The 16844-nt window shown below is 55.0% G+C and carries 20 protein-coding genes; 15 read left to right on the forward strand and 5 right to left on the reverse strand.

Translation table 11 applies throughout. The annotated features are described in order from the left end of the window. Positions 1–40: 40 nt before the first annotated feature. The 4 genes from COMA2_RS15750 to COMA2_RS15765 form a co-directional block, all read right to left on the reverse strand. A complete protein-coding gene (locus COMA2_RS15750; RefSeq protein WP_090900435.1) occupies positions 41–676 on the reverse strand; it encodes a carbon monoxide dehydrogenase beta subunit family protein in 636 nt (211 codons plus the stop codon). A 309-nt stretch (positions 677–985) separates the two neighbouring features. Next, positions 986–2140, reverse strand: coding sequence for a tetratricopeptide repeat protein (locus COMA2_RS15755; protein WP_139077422.1), 1155 nt, complete (start codon positions 2138–2140; stop codon positions 986–988). A gap of 170 nt (positions 2141–2310) precedes the next feature. Then, positions 2311–2613, reverse strand: coding sequence for a YciI family protein (locus COMA2_RS15760; protein WP_090900441.1), 303 nt, complete (start codon positions 2611–2613; stop codon positions 2311–2313). Between the two features lie 62 nt (positions 2614–2675). Beyond that, a complete protein-coding gene (locus COMA2_RS15765; protein ID WP_090900444.1) occupies positions 2676–3092 on the reverse strand; it encodes a DUF2203 domain-containing protein in 417 nt (138 codons plus the stop codon). Positions 3093–3620: 528 nt separating this feature from the next. On the opposite strand from COMA2_RS15765, the gene rho reads away from it, so the two are divergent. The 9 genes from rho (at position 3621) to COMA2_RS21160 (ending at position 11397) form a co-directional block, all read left to right on the forward strand. Further along, positions 3621–4868: a transcription termination factor Rho gene (gene rho, locus COMA2_RS15770; RefSeq protein WP_090900447.1), complete on the forward strand. Its 1248-nt coding sequence runs from the start codon at positions 3621–3623 to the stop codon at positions 4866–4868. 101 nt (positions 4869–4969) lie between these two features. Next, positions 4970–5176 carry a 50S ribosomal protein L31 gene (gene rpmE, locus COMA2_RS15775; protein ID WP_090900451.1) on the forward strand — a complete coding sequence of 69 codons (207 nt, stop codon included), beginning with the start codon at positions 4970–4972 and terminating at the stop codon, positions 5174–5176. Between the two features lie 96 nt (positions 5177–5272). Next, on the forward strand, positions 5273–6355 hold the full coding sequence (prfA, locus tag COMA2_RS15780; RefSeq protein ID WP_090900454.1) for a peptide chain release factor 1: 1083 nt from the start codon (positions 5273–5275) through the stop codon (positions 6353–6355). A gap of 38 nt (positions 6356–6393) precedes the next feature. Continuing rightward, positions 6394–7245 carry a peptide chain release factor N(5)-glutamine methyltransferase gene (prmC, locus tag COMA2_RS15785; protein WP_175304660.1) on the forward strand — a complete coding sequence of 284 codons (852 nt, stop codon included), beginning with the start codon at positions 6394–6396 and terminating at the stop codon, positions 7243–7245. 9 nt (positions 7246–7254) lie between these two features. Then, positions 7255–8523 (forward strand): UDP-N-acetylglucosamine 1-carboxyvinyltransferase, encoded by a 1269-nt coding sequence (murA, locus tag COMA2_RS15790; protein WP_090900460.1) that lies wholly within the window; start codon positions 7255–7257, stop codon positions 8521–8523. A gap of 9 nt (positions 8524–8532) precedes the next feature. Continuing rightward, entirely contained in the window at positions 8533–9231 is a 699-nt protein-coding gene (gene hisG / locus COMA2_RS15795) for an ATP phosphoribosyltransferase (protein WP_090900463.1), read from the forward strand. Then, positions 9228–10511: a histidinol dehydrogenase gene (gene hisD / locus COMA2_RS15800; protein ID WP_090900466.1), complete on the forward strand. Its 1284-nt coding sequence runs from the start codon at positions 9228–9230 to the stop codon at positions 10509–10511. Before hisG ends, hisD begins: the two co-directional genes overlap by 4 nt. Next, positions 10508–11116 carry an imidazoleglycerol-phosphate dehydratase HisB gene (hisB, locus tag COMA2_RS15805; protein WP_090900469.1) on the forward strand — a complete coding sequence of 203 codons (609 nt, stop codon included), beginning with the start codon at positions 10508–10510 and terminating at the stop codon, positions 11114–11116. The genes hisD and hisB overlap by 4 nt, the downstream gene beginning before the upstream one ends. A 20-nt stretch (positions 11117–11136) precedes the next feature. Then, positions 11137–11397, forward strand: a complete 261-nt coding sequence (locus COMA2_RS21160) for a BrnT family toxin (protein ID WP_090900472.1) — start codon at positions 11137–11139, stop codon at positions 11395–11397. Positions 11398–12314: 917 nt separating this feature from the next. Here COMA2_RS21160 and COMA2_RS15820 read toward each other — a convergent pair. Then, positions 12315–12518, reverse strand: a complete 204-nt coding sequence (locus COMA2_RS15820) for a hypothetical protein (protein WP_090900475.1) — start codon at positions 12516–12518, stop codon at positions 12315–12317. A 262-nt stretch (positions 12519–12780) separates the two neighbouring features. On the opposite strand from COMA2_RS15820, the gene hisH reads away from it, so the two are divergent. From hisH to COMA2_RS15850, 6 genes are all read left to right on the forward strand, one after another. Further along, positions 12781–13389, forward strand: coding sequence for an imidazole glycerol phosphate synthase subunit HisH (gene hisH, locus COMA2_RS15825; protein ID WP_090900478.1), 609 nt, complete (start codon positions 12781–12783; stop codon positions 13387–13389). Next, positions 13380–14129: a zinc-binding metallopeptidase family protein gene (locus tag COMA2_RS15830; protein ID WP_139077424.1), complete on the forward strand. Its 750-nt coding sequence runs from the start codon at positions 13380–13382 to the stop codon at positions 14127–14129. Before hisH ends, COMA2_RS15830 begins: the two co-directional genes overlap by 10 nt. Position 14130: 1 nt before the next feature. After that, on the forward strand, positions 14131–14856 hold the full coding sequence (hisA, locus tag COMA2_RS15835; RefSeq protein ID WP_090900485.1) for a 1-(5-phosphoribosyl)-5-[(5-phosphoribosylamino)methylideneamino]imidazole-4-carboxamide isomerase: 726 nt from the start codon (positions 14131–14133) through the stop codon (positions 14854–14856). A 65-nt stretch (positions 14857–14921) separates the two neighbouring features. After that, entirely contained in the window at positions 14922–15701 is a 780-nt protein-coding gene (gene hisF / locus COMA2_RS15840) for an imidazole glycerol phosphate synthase subunit HisF (RefSeq protein WP_090900488.1), read from the forward strand. Between the two features lie 4 nt (positions 15702–15705). Then, positions 15706–16371 carry a bifunctional phosphoribosyl-AMP cyclohydrolase/phosphoribosyl-ATP diphosphatase HisIE gene (gene hisIE / locus COMA2_RS15845; RefSeq protein WP_090900490.1) on the forward strand — a complete coding sequence of 222 codons (666 nt, stop codon included), beginning with the start codon at positions 15706–15708 and terminating at the stop codon, positions 16369–16371. 10 nt (positions 16372–16381) lie between these two features. Beyond that, positions 16382–16726, forward strand: a complete 345-nt coding sequence (locus COMA2_RS15850) for a histidine triad nucleotide-binding protein (protein WP_090900494.1) — start codon at positions 16382–16384, stop codon at positions 16724–16726. The last annotated feature ends 118 nt before the right edge of the window (positions 16727–16844 follow it).

Here is a 16844-nt window from a genome sequence, read left to right on the forward strand (position 1 = left end):
ATCCAGCCTCCTTTTTACAGGCCCGAAAGGTTCCAGGTCGTTAACTTGAAACCCCATTTTTAGCCGATGTCAGCCGTGGTTGGACGGTGCCTTTCAATCGCTTGACTGTATCGGCCAACTTCATGATTTTCTCAACCGACGCATCGCGGAATGAAAGCATTGCATCTTCGTGCCCGGCTTGTGCGCACATCGCGATCGTGTAACAAGAAGTGCCTCCGCGAATGATCTTCAGCGACAGGTTGGCTTGATGGCAATGCACTCCGATAAACATGCAGCAATCGATTCTGTTGTGCCAGATCGTCAAGTTCGGATGGTTCGGATTGATCTCGACTTCGGGATTGATTTTTGGATATTTTGGACGGTAATCAGGCATAGGGATCAGCATCGGTTTTTGGCCAGGCTGAGCGCATTCAATGAGCGTATTAAAAAGGTGGCGAACCGCGGTGGCTTTCTTAGCGGCCTTTTCGTTCCAGGCCCACAACACGAGAGGACCTGGGAAAATTGTCGGTACTTTTGCCATTAAGAATTGACGTGCCGCTTCTTCATAAGCCTTTTCTTCTGGAGCGATCACACCATTGATATGGGCCTCTCCTGGATTCGGCAAGCGAATCCCCATGCTTGCGGCGGCCGGGGGAAGAAAGTGTTCTGGGCCTGGGAGCACACGATAGTCACTCATCACAACTTACACTCCGTGAAAATTTTGGTTAATGGAAGAACCGGTGGTTTTTCACGTACATTTGGTTCTCTTTTTCTACTCTAAGCTGTTTCCCTACTCTTGTTCAAGGTCACAGAAGGCCCAACTCAAAGAGCTTTCGGGCCACTATTTGGGCAGATAGCGTAGGCCATTTGCTCTCAGTCTGCGTATTTGGTGGAAGCTGCTTGGCGATTGAAGCCCCCTGCATTATAGGTGTCGCCATTTGGGATTGTCAAATGAGTGCGTGGAGTCTGGTTGCGGTCAAGTCTGGTGAGGGTGGGAGAAGTGTGATTATGGAAGCTGTTCGCAGGCGGCCGTCGACCCGAGCATGCACGCATGCTCCAGATCATCTTTCGCCGCACGCCCTTGCAGCTCTTCCTGGTAGAGCTCGGCTCTCGCGAGTAAGGCCTCTCTATCAGTGGAATCGACTCGCAGGATCGTACTAAGGTCATCGATTGCTTGGGTCGGCTGGTTCAGCTTCTTGTAGATGCCGCTCCTGAGCAAATAGGCTTCTTTTTGATACGGAATCCAACTGTCAGGGGTTTGCGGAGGCAAGCACTTCTGCAAGACTGTAAGGGCGGATGACCACTGTTTCAACGCAGCTAATCTACGAGCCTCGGCGGTATAGAGATTGATGAGGCGATGACGCGCCAAATCAAAAAAAGGATCCAACTCAAGTGCCTGTTCGAATGAGCGAGCGGCCTCCATAGGCTGATGCAGCCACGTGTTGACGTCTCCTCGGCCAAGAAGCGCCCATGTATTCTTTGGATCAATGAGAATGGCTCGGTCGAAATCCATTCGGGCATTGTCGACATATTCGGAATATTCACTCGGCCTGGACTTGTTGGAGTAGGCAGCGGATGCGAGTCGCAAATATGTTTGCCCGCGCACGATCAAAGGTTCCGCAGACTGAGGGTCCCAAGCAGCCGCCTGTGAACTCAACTCGAGCTTCTGGGGGAAATGCCGAGAGAGAATCGCTTTCTCGACCAATAGTCGAGCCTGCTCGCGACCTTTCGAATGTCCCAGCGGTTCAATGGTGAGAGTTCGCACGCCGGTGGGAGCGGTTCTTAGCTCACGGAGCTGAGCCTTGAGTTCCGCGTTCTCGCTCTGAAGCCGACGGAAATGTTCGGCAAATCGCTTTTCGGATTGCCACCGTCGAACGGCTGCTTGGAGATTGTCGAGGTCGACGACTGCGCGGATACGGATGTAAAAGTTCGGTCGATCGTTGTCGAAGGAGCGCCGTAATTCCAGGATTTCGGTTTTTGCTATCGCGGCAGCAATAGTACGGATCTCCAATGTGCTGGACTGGAAGTTCGTGCCGAGAGAGGCTTTTTCGATGTCGTGAAATGTGGACTCGATATACAGTCCGGCCTCTTCAACCGCTCTGCGCTGAGCCAGCCGGAGGACTCGTTCCTCGGCCATTGCGAGAGTGTCGCTATCTCCCATCACATAACGTCCCTCGGTCACTACTGTGGTTTCTGAAGCACTTGCCGACTGATACAGAATAAAGAAGGAGGCAACGACGAAAAGAATCCTTAATGCACGTCGAACATTCATAAGGAAACTATACCGCTCGGTTCAGCATCGGACAATGCTTCCAAAGAGGAGGCCAAATCTTAGGAGTGAATGAACGGAGCTTGCCGAGATGATTTTGGAAGAACCTGAAGAAACGGGTGAATTTCAACTCGCTCAAAAATCCCGTGAATCATATAGGGGTCACGGCGGGCGAAGTCTTCAGCCTCCTCCTGTGTCTCAAACTCCAGCACCAGGAGGCTTCCAGTTTTATCGGTAAGGGGGCCTGCAAGAATGACCCGCCCTTGGCTATCCAACGGTTCCAGGTGGGCTAAGTGTGCGCCCCGATGGATTTTCCGTTTGGCTTCCCCTTGTGGGCTATCGTAGCCGATGATGACGAACTTCATGCTTAATGAAATCCAATGTGCGGTTCGGCGCCGTTTTCAGAGCTCTGCTAGGAAGTATGGGACTAAACGGGATCTTCTTCGATGGGACAACGATCATCGTAGCCGGATGTGACTTCGTGCCACCAACGAACTTCTTTCTCGCCAAGCTTCCAGCATAAGTAGACGACTCGGCCATCGCGGATATGTGGGAAGTCGCACAGCCCAAGGTCGATGTCCTTTACTACGACTCCCAGCTCATGGATGGCATGGAGGTTGGCGCTGACGTCCTGGAGGCTTTTCACGTACGATACGCCCGCTGGTGTCCCACCGCCAAAACATGCGTTGGCCGACGCTTTGCTAGCTTCCTTGCGAGTTCGCATCAGGACGGTTTTACCTTCTTGCACGGTTGACAGATGCAACTGGAGCTGGGGAATAAGCTGATTGGCTTCGAGGAGTGAAAATGTGCGGCCCGGGCTGGTTTCGTTTTCGTCACGTGCCATGTCGCGCTCGCTGTCTGATGGTGGTTCAAGGGTATCTGTGTAACACACTTTAAATTCAGGGAACAACCCGTGAGCGACACCAAGCAGGATTGATGATGCGGGGGACAACAAAATTCCAGATGCTAGTTGACAACCGGTCGATGCCTGAGTATCATCAGCCCATCATCCAAGGCTGGGCTGATTCTCTCCATCGAAGAATTCAACTCCGGAACCTGTCTCGAATCAAACTCTAGCAGCAGTGAGCGTGACGTAACTGAAGCGAGCCGATCAAAGGTCCTCTTGGGCTGTAGGCCTCGGAGCAATGTAGAGACGGCATAAGTTCTCCTGCGGTGCATAAAGAGAATGTTTAATTAAAGAAGCGGACAACGAATCTTCCACAAGCTATTTCCAACCCAAACAGACCAAGACGCAACGCTCATCACCACATAAAAGCACGTTTCGCATGACCAATTCAGTTCGAGTGTATTCCGGAAAGTAACAAACCCAAGGTTCGAGAGGAGTCGTATGTCAGTAGTTAGGGGGGAAGTGATGTATCTTGCAGAATTGAAACAGAAGTCAATTGCAGACCTCAATGATGTGGCGCGAGAGCTGAAAATCGAAGGGGCCGCCAATTTGAGAAAGCAGGAGTTGATCTTTGCGATCCTCCAAGCTCAGACCGAAAAAAACGGCGTGGTCTTCGGGGAAGGTGTTCTGGAAACTCTTCCGGACGGATTCGGCTTCTTGCGGGCGCCGGACTCCAACTACCTGCCGGGTCCCGACGACATTTATATTTCACCGTCGCAGATTCGTCGGTTCAACCTTCGCACGGGTGATATCGTATCCGGACAGATCCGTCCTCCGAAAGAGAGTGAACGATATTTCGCTCTCCTGAAAGTCGAGAAGGTCAACTACGAAGATCCGGAGGTCGCTCGCGATAAGATCCTCTTTGATAACCTGACACCACTGTACCCTGAAGAACGGATTCAAGTGGAATTCGATCGAGAAGAATACTGTACCAGGGTCATGGATCTGATTACCCCGATTGGCAAAGGCCAGCGAGGACTGATTGTCGCGGCTCCTCGTACCGGTAAAACGATGCTTCTCCAGGCGATCGCTCGGGCCATTCTCAGAAATCACAAAGAAGTCACACTCATTGTGCTATTGATCGACGAACGACCGGAGGAAGTCACGGACTGGCAGCGACAGGTGAAGGCTGAGGTCATCAGTTCGACGTTTGATGAGCCGGCGCAGCGACATGCTCAGGTGGCGGAAATGGTACTGGAGAAAGCGAAGCGACTTGTCGAACACAAGAAAGACGTCGTCATCCTATTGGACAGTATCACTCGTCTCGCCCGGGCCTATAACACCATTGCGCCGCCCAGCGGCAAGGTGCTCTCCGGGGGGCTGGATTCCAACGCGCTGCAGAGGCCGAAACGCTTCTTTGGAGCGGCCCGCAATATTGAAAACGGCGGGAGTCTTACCATTATGGCAACGGCGCTTGTCGATACCGGTAGTCGCATGGACGACGTGATCTTTGAAGAGTTCAAAGGGACCGGGAATATGGAGGTCCATTTGGATCGCCGTTTGGCCGACAAGCGCCTGTTTCCTGCAATCGATATCAGTCAGTCCGGCACCAGGAAGGAAGAATTGCTGGTGGATAAGGATCGTCTTAACAAGATGTGGATCCTCCGGAAGGTGCTCAGTCCCTTGGGGACGATGGAAGCCATGGAATTCCTCATGGATAAAATCGGGGGTACCAAGACCAATCAGGAGTTTCTGCAGTCGATGAATCGATAATGTGGTGCTTGTTTCTTAATCTTCCTTCGGTTAAAGTACTGCCCCTTAGGAAGCGACGAGACCACGCGCGTTAGCCATTCTTGGGTAAGGAGTTGTAGGTCATGCAGAAGGGTATTCATCCGGTCTACCGTGAGGCAACGGTTCACTGCGCCTGCGGAAATTCTTTCAAGACACGTACCACCATCGGTGAGATCAGCGTCGATATTTGTTCCAATTGCCATCCGTTCTTCACGGGCACGCAAAAGATCGTCGATACCGAAGGGCGCGTGGAGCGGTTCAAAAAGAAGTACGCGAAGAAGGGTAAGTAGCGCACTATCTTGGTAGAAAAGAGACCCTGCTTCGTGTGCGAAGCAGGGTCTCTTTTTTTGTCGCCGTGGTGTGACCAAGGTCTTAGGTACGAGACGATGGAAGCGGCATTATTCAGAAAATGGGAGAGCCTCGCATCACGGTTTCAGGAGTTGACTGATCAGCTCATGGATCCGTCGGTCGCGACGCAACCTAGTTTGTTGCACAAACTGAGTAAGGAGCGAACCGATCTCGAACCGGCGGCCAGGCTCTTTAACACCTATCATGAATGTGCGAGGCAGCTGGAGGATGCGAGGGGGATTCTCGCCGACCCATCGCTCGGCAGTGAGTTTCACAAGCTGGCTACGGAGGAAAGAATTGAGTTGGAGCGACAGCAGGCGGAAATCGAGGAGCAGGTCAGGGAATTCTTGATTCCAAGGGACCCGCGGGACGAGAAGAGCCTGGTGCTGGAAATCCGAGCCGGGACCGGTGGAAACGAGGCAGGCTTGTTTGCCGGGGAGCTCTTTCGCTTGTACGTCAAATATGCCGAAAAGAAAAAATGTAAGGTCGATATCGTCGAAGCTTCGGAGACCGGCATCGGAGGCTATAAGAACATTGTCGCATTAATCGAGGGCAAAGGAGCCTACGGTCATTTTAAATATGAAGCCGGCGTTCACCGTGTACAGCGGGTTCCGGTCACCGAAGCGAGTGGTCGCATTCATACGTCCACCGTGACCGTGGCGGTCATGCCGGAAGTCGACGAAGTGGACGTGCAGATTGATCCAAAGGATTTGCGGATCGATACGTTTTGCTCCTCTGGAGCCGGCGGACAGAGTGTGAACACCACTTATTCAGCCGTTCGCATTACACATCTGCCGACTGGTGTGGTCGTGACCTGTCAGGATGAGCGGTCTCAGCTGAAAAATCGGACCAAGGCCATGCGGACGTTGCGCGCCAGGATTGTCGAGGCTGAGCGGGAGAGGCAAGAAGCGGAGATTGCTCAGAACAGGAAGTCCCAGGTAGGGACCGGAGAACGAAGCGAGAAAATTCGAACCTACAATTTTCCACAGAATCGGGTTACGGATCACCGAGTCGGCATGACGCTTCACAAGCTGGAATTGGTGATGGAAGGTGATCTTGACGAGATCGTTCAAGCGCTGAAGGCGCAACAGCAACAGGCCGAAACCGCCAACGTGTCATGATAGTCGTCCCCATTACCGCAGATCCGAAGACGATTGGCATGTTGCTCACGTGGGCCCACCGCTCTTTGGAGAGAGCCGGATCGACCAATGCGTCTCAAGAAGCGCTCTGGTTAGTGGCTTACGCGTGTGGAATGAAACATCACGAGTTGGCGAGCCGGAGAGACCAGACGGTGTCGGCAGAAGGGCTCGCTCTTGCCGAATCAGTCGTCTCGAGGCGAATGGCGCATGAACCCCTTCAGTACATTCTGGGGACGCAGGAGTTTTGCGGCCTCGACTTTGATGTGAACCCGGCCGTGTTGATCCCTCGGCCTGAGACCGAACTTCTTGTCCAGGAGACTCTTCGAGAAGGTCGATTTATAGAAGGTGCGGTGGTGGTCGATGTGGGAACAGGGTCCGGATGTGTGGCGGTGACTTTGGCGACTATCCTGAGCGATACGCGAATTTTTGCCCTGGACTGCTCCTGGGATGCGTTGACGGTCGCAAAGAGTAATGCGGAGAAACACGGGGTCGGCGATAAAATTACTTGGAAGGAAGGGGATCTGTTATCCCCCTTGCGCGAATGTCATGTAGACGGAGCCGTGGATGCGATCGTGTCCAACCCCCCATACATCGCCGAAGAGATCTGGGCCGGTTTGCAGCCGGAGGTCCGTGATTTTGAGCCGCGGTTGGCGTTGGTGGCCGGACGGAGCGGAACGGAGTTCCATGAACGATTGCTCCACGATGCACGGCAATTCCTCGTGCCCGGTGGATTGCTCGTCATGGAGCTTGGACAGGGCCAAGCTCCACATGTGCGGCGGGCAGCGGAACAGGCAGGGGGCTACACGAGGCTTCAAACCGTCAACGATGAAGCCGGCATCGAACGGGTGGTGATCGCGCGGCGGGCGGGCTAGGACCACGGGATGGATGAAATTATCATCAGCGGCGGCAAGAGACTCGCCGGAGACGTTCGCATCAGCGGCGCGAAAAATTCCGCTCTTCCGATCTTGGCCTCGACCATTCTGGGCGGCGGGGAGTGCGTCGTCACCAATGTCCCAAGGGTCGTCGATGTGCTGACGATGGGAAAGCTCTTGGGGATTCTCGGCGCCAAGATATCCCATGAGGGCAATCGAGCGGTCATTCAGGTCGATGCCATTGAATCGACGGAAGCTCCCTATGATCTCGTGAAGACGATGCGGGCTTCGGTATTGGTTCTTGGTCCGTTGGTTGCTCGTTGGGGAGAGGCGAAAGTTTCTCTCCCCGGAGGCTGTGCCATCGGCTCCCGGCCAGTCAATCTGCATTTAGCGGGCTTGGCAAAATTAGGGGCTGACATTTCCATTGAGCACGGCTATATCACGGCCAAGGCGAAACGATTGAGAGGCGAGCGTATCTACTGCGATACGCCGACCGTCACCGGCACTGAAAATCTCATGATGGCGGCGACATTGGCTGAGGGAGTGACGACGTTAGAAAATGCGGCCAAGGAACCGGAAATCGTGGACCTGGCCGAATTTCTCGTCAAGCGCGGCGCGAGAATCCGAGGAGCGGGAACCGATGTGATTGTGATCGAAGGGGTGAGAGAACTTCATGGCGGGGATCATGAAGTCATTCCTGATCGCATCGAGGCCGGCACATACTTGGCGGCGGCGGCTATGACGCACGGTGATGTCAGCGCGACGCATTGTCGTCCGGCCCATCTCGAGGCCGTGCTGATGAAGTTGCGTGAGACGGGGGCCGACGTGCAGGAAGGCCACGATCATGTGCGTCTGACCATGCCTGAAAAATTGCGAGGCACCGACCTCAGGACGTTGCCTTTCCCGGGCTTTCCCACCGATATGCAAGCTCAAATGGTGGCGTTGCTGAGTCTCGCCGAAGGCACGAGCGTCGTGACCGAAACGGTGTTTGAAAGCCGGTTCATGCATGTCGAGGAACTGCGGCGGATGGGAGCCGATATCCGCGTTGAAGGAAACCGGTTGGTGGTGACGGGACGAAAGAAGCTGACCGGGGCGCCGGTCATGGCCTCGGATCTTCGAGCGAGCGCCGGGTTGATCGTCGCCGGACTGGCTGCCGAGGGCGTGACGCAAGTCCAGCGTGTGTACCATCTCGACCGGGGATACGAGAGAATGGAAGAAAAGTTAGGTGCGTTGGGAGCTGAGGTTCAGCGCCAAAAGTCGTCGACGAAGATGCCTTAGGGGTTATATATGGTGACGATCGCTCTCTCAAAAGGGAAACTCATGGAGTCCGCGCTGGATCTCTTCCGACGAGCCGGCTACGACATTCGGGGGCTGTCAGGCGAGAGCCGTCGACTCATCTTCGTCAGCGCCGAGCACGATATGACCTTTCTCATCGTTCGGCCCAGCGATGTGCCGACGTACGTGGAATATGGGGGAGCGGATGCCGGGATCGTCGGGAAAGACGTCTTGTTGGAGCAGGAAAGTGATGTATACGAACCATTGGATTTAGGGTTCGGAGCGTGTAGAATCTCCGTCGCCGCGCTTCGGGGAGAGGGATCACATGATCGCTTCTCCTCGAAGATTCGGATTGCGACGAAATATCCGAGGATCAGCGAGCGCTATTTTAATACGCGCGGGGTTCCGGTCGAGATCGTCAAGTTGTATGGGTCTATTGAGTTGGCTCCTGTGGTGGGATTGGCAGATCGGATCGTGGATTTGGTCGAAACCGGCAGCACACTCAAAGCCCATGATCTTGCCGAGATCGAAGTCATTACCCAATCGACGGCCCGTTTCATCGTCAATCGGGCGAGTTTTCGGCTCAAACAGGAGCCGTTGATGAAGTTGATTCGTAAACTGCGGGCAGCGGTGCGGAGTCAGGTCGCTCTCTCCGGCAACGGTCGCCCATCGGCCATACGCGCGCGCAAGCGGAAGGCGGCTCGTTCATGAAAATCGTGACACACGCGGATCGCAGTTTTCTCCCATCCCTAAAAAAAGTTGCGCTTCGCGGGCAGGCGACCGGCGCGGCGGTTGAAAAGACCGTGCAGGCCATCCTGAAAGGCGTTGAGCGAGGAGGAGATAAAGCGATCCTCCGCTACACCAAGCAATTCGACAAGGTTGCGTTGAAGCCGGAAGCGCTGCGTGTGACTCCCGAAGAGGTCAAGAATGCCTATTTCCACATCCGAAAGGATGAGGGAGATGCGCTTCGGTTGGCTGCTCAACGGATTACGTCGTTTCATGAGCGGCAACGAACCAAGACCTGGATGTATCAAGACGGGGATGCCACCTTGGGGCAGCTCGTTGGCCCGGTCGACGCGGTCGGGGTGTATGTTCCGGGGGGCAAGGCCGTGTATCCGTCGTCCGTGCTGATGTGCGCGATTCCAGCCAAGGTTGCCGGTGTCCCGCGCATCGTGATGGTCACCCCGCCCCAGAAGGACGGGATCAATCCCTACTTGCTGGTCGCCGCCGACATAGCCGGAGTCACGGAGATTTATCGCGTCGGAGGCGTGCAAGCAGTTGCGGCCCTGGCCTATGGAACAAGCACCATCGCGAGGGTCGACAAGATCGTCGGACCGGGGAATATCTACGTGGCCACAGCCAAACGACTGCTCTACGGCACGGTGGGAATCGACATGGTTGCCGGCCCCAGTGAGTTGCTCGTGGTAGCTGATGATGATGCGAAACCAGCCCACGTGGCGGCGGATCTACTCTGCGAAGCCGAGCATGATGAAGACGCGCAGGTGTTCCTTGTGACGACCTCGGAGCGATTGGCGAAGGATGTGTCGAAACTGATCGAGAGTCAGCTCAAAGGGCTCCAACGTGAAAGAATCGCGTCGAAATCGATTGCCCGTCATTCAGTCGCCTTCGTCGTAACCACGATGGATGAAGCCATCGAAGTGGCGAACGAAATCGCGGCCGAACATCTGACGCTCTCGGTGGATAATCCGTTCGATTATTTGGAAAAGATCCGCCATGCAGGCGCGCTGTTCTTGGGGCGCTACACGCCACCGTCGGTGGCCGATTATGTTGCAGGGCCCAATCATGTCCTGCCGACCGGAGGAACCGCCCGGTTCTTCTCGCCCCTGTCCGTCAATGATTATGTCAAGGTGAGCAACATCGTGCATTACACAAAACAAGAACTGGCCAAAGTCAAAGATCCTTTGATTCGGCTGGCGCAGATCGAAGGGTTCGATGCGCACGCCAAATCAGCGCAGAGTAGGTTTTCATGAAGAAAAACGGGATTACTCCACGACAGGCGAGTGTCCAACGAGCCACCAAAGAGACCGATATCCGTGTCGAGTGGACCTTGGATGGGAGGGGGCAGGGGAAGATCGATACCGGCATCCGTTTCTTCGATCACATGCTGGAGCTCCTGGCCAAACATGGGTTTTTCGACCTGACCGTGCAGGCAAAGGGCGACCTCGACATTGACGAACACCACACCGTCGAAGATGTCGGCATTGTCATGGGCCAGGCCCTGCACCAGGCATTGGGCGAAAAGGCGGGTATCAAGCGGTTCGGGTTTGCCTCGGCGCCGCTCGATGAAACTTTGGCTCAGGTTACCGTGGATCTGAGTGGCCGGCCGTTTCTGGTGTACAACGTGAATCTGCCGGATCGGAAGATCAAGGCGTTCGATCTCGGGTTGTTCGAAGACTTCTTCCAAGCCTTCGTGACCCACGGCGGGCTCAATCTGCACGTGAATCTGCTCTATGGCCGCAATCCCCACCACATCATGGAAGCCATCTTCAAAGCGCTCGCTAAGGCGCTCGATCACGCGACGATGCCGGAAGAGCGGTTGGCGGGGAAGGTGCTCTCGACGAAGGGGATGCTGTAGGGATTTTGGTTGGGGAATGAATGGGGTTGCTGTTCGAGTGGGATGAGCGGAAGGCTAAACAGAATCTCGCCAAGCACAGCATCTCATTTGAAGAGGCCAGTACAATATCGGCGACACATTGTCGGTTAAGATCGACGATCTTTCCCATTCGGTGGGGGGAGCAGCGGTGTGTAACAGTGGGTCATTCATCGAAGCACCGTTTGCTCATCGTGGTACATACGGACCGGAGCGGACGTATCATCAGTGCTCGTCCTGCTACGCGCCGTGAAAGAAACCTATGAAGAAGCTTGTCCGTGAGAGACGACCAGACATGCTGCCGGAGTACGATTTCAGCAAGGGTGTTGGCGGGAAGTACGCGAAGCGGTATGCAGAAGGCAGTAACGTCGTTGTACTCTCGCCCGATGTTGCGAAAATATTCCGGACTTCGGAGTCCGTGAACGAAGCGTTACGAACGTTGGTTCGAGTTGGAAGGAAATCATCGCGAAAACTGACGGCGTGATGCGCCACATCATCGAAGCCAACTTCAAGGCGCTGTCCAAGGCGCTTGATCAAGCGATGTTGCTGGAAGGGCGATTGACGGTAAAGGTGCTGCCGACGAAGGGGATGCTCTAGCTAATCCTTGGTGCGAATTATTCGAAAAGGTGTGCGCAAAGATTCGGATTCCAACTCATTCCAACTCATAGAGAAGTTGCGTGGTGCTCTCCTAGTTGCTAGCGTGGCTGTCACGCTCTCTGGATGTGTGAGTAGTGGTAACGCCAGTGTGACGGATGAAACACTGACGTCACAGATACGGGCTAATGTTTCCACAAAGGAGGATGTTCGACAGCTACTAGGATAACCCAATTCCACATCGAAGCATTCTGAGAGTTTGGCCATAATCCCGGGATTGCCTGCTTCTTCTGCAAGTACACTCGTAGAGTCGTGGAATTATACTCATATAGCTATTGAGGTTGATAGAGCAACGTTTCTTCCTATCGTGGGGTTTTTCGTAGGAGGCGCAACTTCAAATTTATCGTCTTTTACAGTTGTGTTTGACGATAAAGGAGTTGTTCGGCACCTCTCTTCAACACAAAGTACCGAGCAATCTGGTATGGGAAGCGGACTTAAAAAAGTTTCTCCAACACCTGACTGTCAGGACACAAGATGCTAACCAGAATGCGACGAATACATCGTTCAATGCCGGCGAACTTGTTGATGACTACGTCACCGCATACACAGACCCCCGTGTCCGGACATGGTTGAGAATTTCCCTCCGTTCCTCATTGAGCCTGGCATAGTCTGAATACACATACATTTCGAATTCTCGACGGGCCGCTTCATTCGGCGCGGCAAGGCATTCTCCGGTCGAGATGACCTGCATGCGCATCACGGTTGAGGCGCTGCGAAGATCAAGCAGGTCCACATCACTCTCGGGGCGTGAGGTTCGTTGGCCTGTGAACCGAATCGATACACAGCAATGAGGTCGGGTAGTGCTTAGCTGAAGAATTCGATTAATGCGCTGTCATTCATGTCGGGTAATCCTGTTTGGACCAGCGCAGGCTACTGGTTCGATTTTCTCAGAAGGGCTGGCTGATATCCAGTCGAAATTCGGCGACGTAGATTGCCAGTGGCAGGAACCTTCCAGTTACGGTATTGTTACGGCTCGCTGAGTCTGGGAACCATGTATGATTGCCATTATCGACTATGGAATGGGCAACCTTCGCAGTGTCTCAAAGGCCTTTGAGGCGGTGGGACATCAGGCGATCGTCACGCGCGAGGCGGCTTCGATCCGGAATGCCGGCCACGTGGTGTTGCCGGGCGTCGGAGCGTTCGGCGATTGCATGGCGAATCTACGGCAGTATGGATTGATCGAGCCCATCAAGGCCGCGATTCGATCGGGAAAACCGTTCTTGGGGATCTGTTTGGGGTTCCAGCTGTTGTTTACGGAAAGCGAAGAGTTCGGCAGGCATGAAGGTCTGGACCTGTTTCCTGGAAAAGTTCGGGCCTTCTCAACGGACCAAGCGCTCAAAGTTCCGCACATGGGCTGGAATCAGATCGCGATCCAAAGCCCCTGTCCGGTGTTCGACGGTATAGTCGACGGATCCCATTGGTATTTCGTGCATTCTTTTTTCGTGGATCCGCAGGACAAGCGGATCGCAGCCACGACCACGACGTACGGTATTCCCTTCACCTCGAGTATTTGGAAGGACAATGTGGTCGCGTGCCAGTTCCATCCAGAGAAGAGTCAGGCGGTCGGGCTGCAATTGATCAAGAATTTTGGAGCGTGGAAGTGATCGTGCACAGCCTCCTGTCCCGCATGATTCCGATGATAAGCGCCGTTGCATTGGCTGCCGTCGTTACAGGGTGTAGCGGATCGAAGGTGGCGACGAAGTCGTCCAATGAACTCTCTCGCTACCGGATTCAGTCCATTGCTTTGATCCCGTTTACGTCGATTGCGACGCCCCAAGCGCGCGATCAAGACGATCTTTTTCTTCCGACGCCTGACAGCATCCGTCGGTCCGATATTTCCATGGGAGTCCCTCCGGAAGGGCAACCCCTGCGCACAAAAACTATGATGGTGCCGGGGTATGCGGCGGAGAAGGTGACGGAATTGTTCTGGGGTCGCCTCCGAGATCGGAAAGGTCTTCTCGTATTGGCTCCCGGTGATGCGGTCAGAGTCTCCTCAGCCGACGGAGAGCCGGCCACAATGGGGATGGAAAAGGCGGCAGCTGAGGTGGCGAAGCGATTGAAGGCGGATGCGGCATTGATCGGTCTCGTGTCGGTGTACCAAGAGCGGGTGGGCAGTCGACTGGGAGCGAACCCTGCTGCGACGGTTGGTTTTGAGGCCAAGGTCGTAGCGGCTGACGGGCAAGTACTCTGGGTCGGGGGCTATTATGAACGGCAGCGGCCGATGACCGAGGATCTCATGGGATTTTTGCAGCGATGGGCCTTCGTGACGGCGGAAGAATTGGCAGAGTATGGGGTTGATGAAGTCCTGAGCGATTTTCCGTTTGGTACGAGGGAGGGGAAGTAGGGTGCTGATCATTCCTGCCATCGATGTGAAAGATGGGCGTTGTGTGCGATTACGTCAAGGCGATATGGCGGCGGAAACGGTCTATTCCGACGATGTGACGGCGGTGGCCGGTAGGTGGCAGGAACAGGGAGCCGGCTTGATTCACGTCGTGGATTTAAACGGCGCCGTCGATGGCGAGCCCAAGAATCTGCCTCACATTGAGTCCGTCATACAGGCAGTTCGCGTAAAGGTTCAGGTCGGCGGCGGCATCAGAACAATCGACACGGTTCGCCGGTATCTCGATGTCGGGGTGTCTCGCGTTGTGCTCGGCACCGCTGCGATCACTGATCGCGTCTTTCTCGAACGGGCCTGCCTGGAATTTCCGCGGCGGATCATCCTTGGGCTCGACGCTCGTGACGGTCGAATCGCTGTGAAAGGCTGGACCGCAGTATCCGATGTGCGAGCGATCGATTTGTTGAAGGAGCTGTCAGGCTGCTCGATTGCCGCCGTGGTCTATACGGACATCGCGCGTGACGGCATGCTCAGCGGACCAAATCTGCCCGCCTTGAAGGAGATCGTCGAATGCTCTTCCTTCCCGGTGATTGCCTCGGGAGGGATCACCCGTCTGGAAGACCTGCGAGCCGTCCGATCACTCGGTCCAAAAATAGAGGGCGCGATCGTGGGGAAGGCCCTGTACGATGGAAAACTGGACTTCCGGGCCGCTCTCGCGGTCCTTGGCAAGGAGTAAGGGATGACGCGACGAAGAGAATCGAGCGCGTTTCACGTTTCACGTTTTACATTTCACGCGTTGCCATGTTGACCAAACGCATCATTCCCTGTCTGGACGTCAAAGAAGGCCGCGTGGTCAAGGGCGTCAGCTTTGTGAATCTCCGCGATGCCGGAGATCCGGTTGAAGCCGCGGTGGGGTACGATCACGAAGGAGCGGACGAACTGTGTTTTCTCGATATCACCGCTTCGCATGAAAACCGGAAAACGATCATCGAGGTCGTTGAGCGGACGGCTGCCCGGGTATTCATGCCGCTAACGGTCGGAGGGGGCGTGGGAACGCTCGACGATATTCGAGCCTTGTTGAATGCCGGGGCGGACAAGGTGAGCATCAATACCGCGGCCGTCCGACGGCCCGAGTTCGTGCAAGAGGCTGCTCGGCGTTTTGGGACGCAATGCATCGTCGTAGCCATCGATGCCAAGCGCGCAGGGGGTGATCGCTGGGAGGTTTTCACGCACGGCGGTCGCCGGGCGACGGGACTGGATGTGGTGGAGTGGGCCACGCGGATGGGGCAGTATGGCGCCGGAGAAATCTTATTGACCAGTATGGATCAGGACGGCCGGCAGACCGGATATGATCTGGACCTGACAGCGACGGTGTCCGGGGCTGTATCGATTCCCGTGATCGCCTCCGGCGGAGTCGGCACGCTCGATCATCTCTACCAGGGCTTTGTGAAGGGGAAGGCCGACGCGGTCTTGGCGGCGTCGATTTTTCATTTTCGGACCTATACAATCTCCCAGGCGAAGGCATATTTGCGGGAACGTGGCGTCCCGGTTCGATCAGAAAGTCTTTCTCGAGTGGCTTGACACGATGAGTCAGGGATCCGCAGATCAGTTGAAATTCGACGGGCACGGCCTGCTTCCGGCCGTCATTCAGGATTGGCTTGACGGAACGGTCTTGATGCTCGGATACATGAACCAAGAGGCCCTCGCGAAGACGGTCGCCACACGGAGGGTGCACTTTTGGAGTCGGTCTCGAAATACGCTTTGGGAAAAAGGCGAAACCTCCGGTCATACGCTGCATGTGAAGGAACTCTTTGTCGACTGCGACCGCGACACCATTTTGGTGAAAGCGCAACCGGCGGGACCGACTTGTCATACAGGCGAGCGGGCATGTTTTTTTTCCAGGTTAGATGAACAGGGCGAGGTCGTTCGTTCCAACCCACAGGACGCACATGGCGGAATCCTTGACAGTGTCTTGCGGACGATTGATGAACGTCGCTCGAACCCCCGGACCGGTTCCTATACTTCAAAGCTGTTCGAAGGGGGGCATGACAAGATTCTGAAGAAGGTGGCGGAGGAGGCCGGAGAAGTCCTGTTGGCGTCCAAAGGCGGCAAGAAAGAGGAGATCGTGTACGAAGTAGCCGATCTGTTCTTTCACACCCTTATGGTGTTGGGATACCACGGGGTGAGTCTTCAGGAGGTTCTTCACGAATTGGGAAAGCGGTTCGGCAAGTCCGGTCTACGAGCAACGTGAACGGCGCGTCATGAGTGATTGCCTCTTTTGCAAGATTGTGGAAAAGAAGATTCCAGCGAAGCTGGTTCAAGAAGATGAGCACACAGTGGCGTTTGACGATATCAATCCACAGGCGCCCGTCCATACGCTGGTGATACCCAAGCGGCATGTTTCGGCCGTTCAAGATTTAGGGGTGGAGGATGCGGCGTTGCTGGCGCGGTTGTTGATGAGTTGTACGAAAGTCGCGGCTTTGAAAGGGCTGCAGGAGTCCGGTTATCGGCTGGTTGCGAATACCGGTCGCGATGCCGGACAAACCGTCTTCCATCTCCATTTCCACGTGATGGGTGGCCGGCATATGGCTTGGCCTCCGGGATGAGGGGGATCTCGTCGAATTGACAGGTTTTCCACCCGTCTGTTAATCTGAACGGTCAATTATTCCTATTGCTTAGCAACCGACTCGTCCGGTCGTGCGTGACGGGACCGTAGGAGCTGCG

Source organism: Candidatus Nitrospira nitrificans (assembly GCF_001458775.1).
In the GTDB taxonomy this organism is placed as follows: Bacteria; Nitrospirota; Nitrospiria; order Nitrospirales; family Nitrospiraceae; genus Nitrospira_D; species Nitrospira_D nitrificans.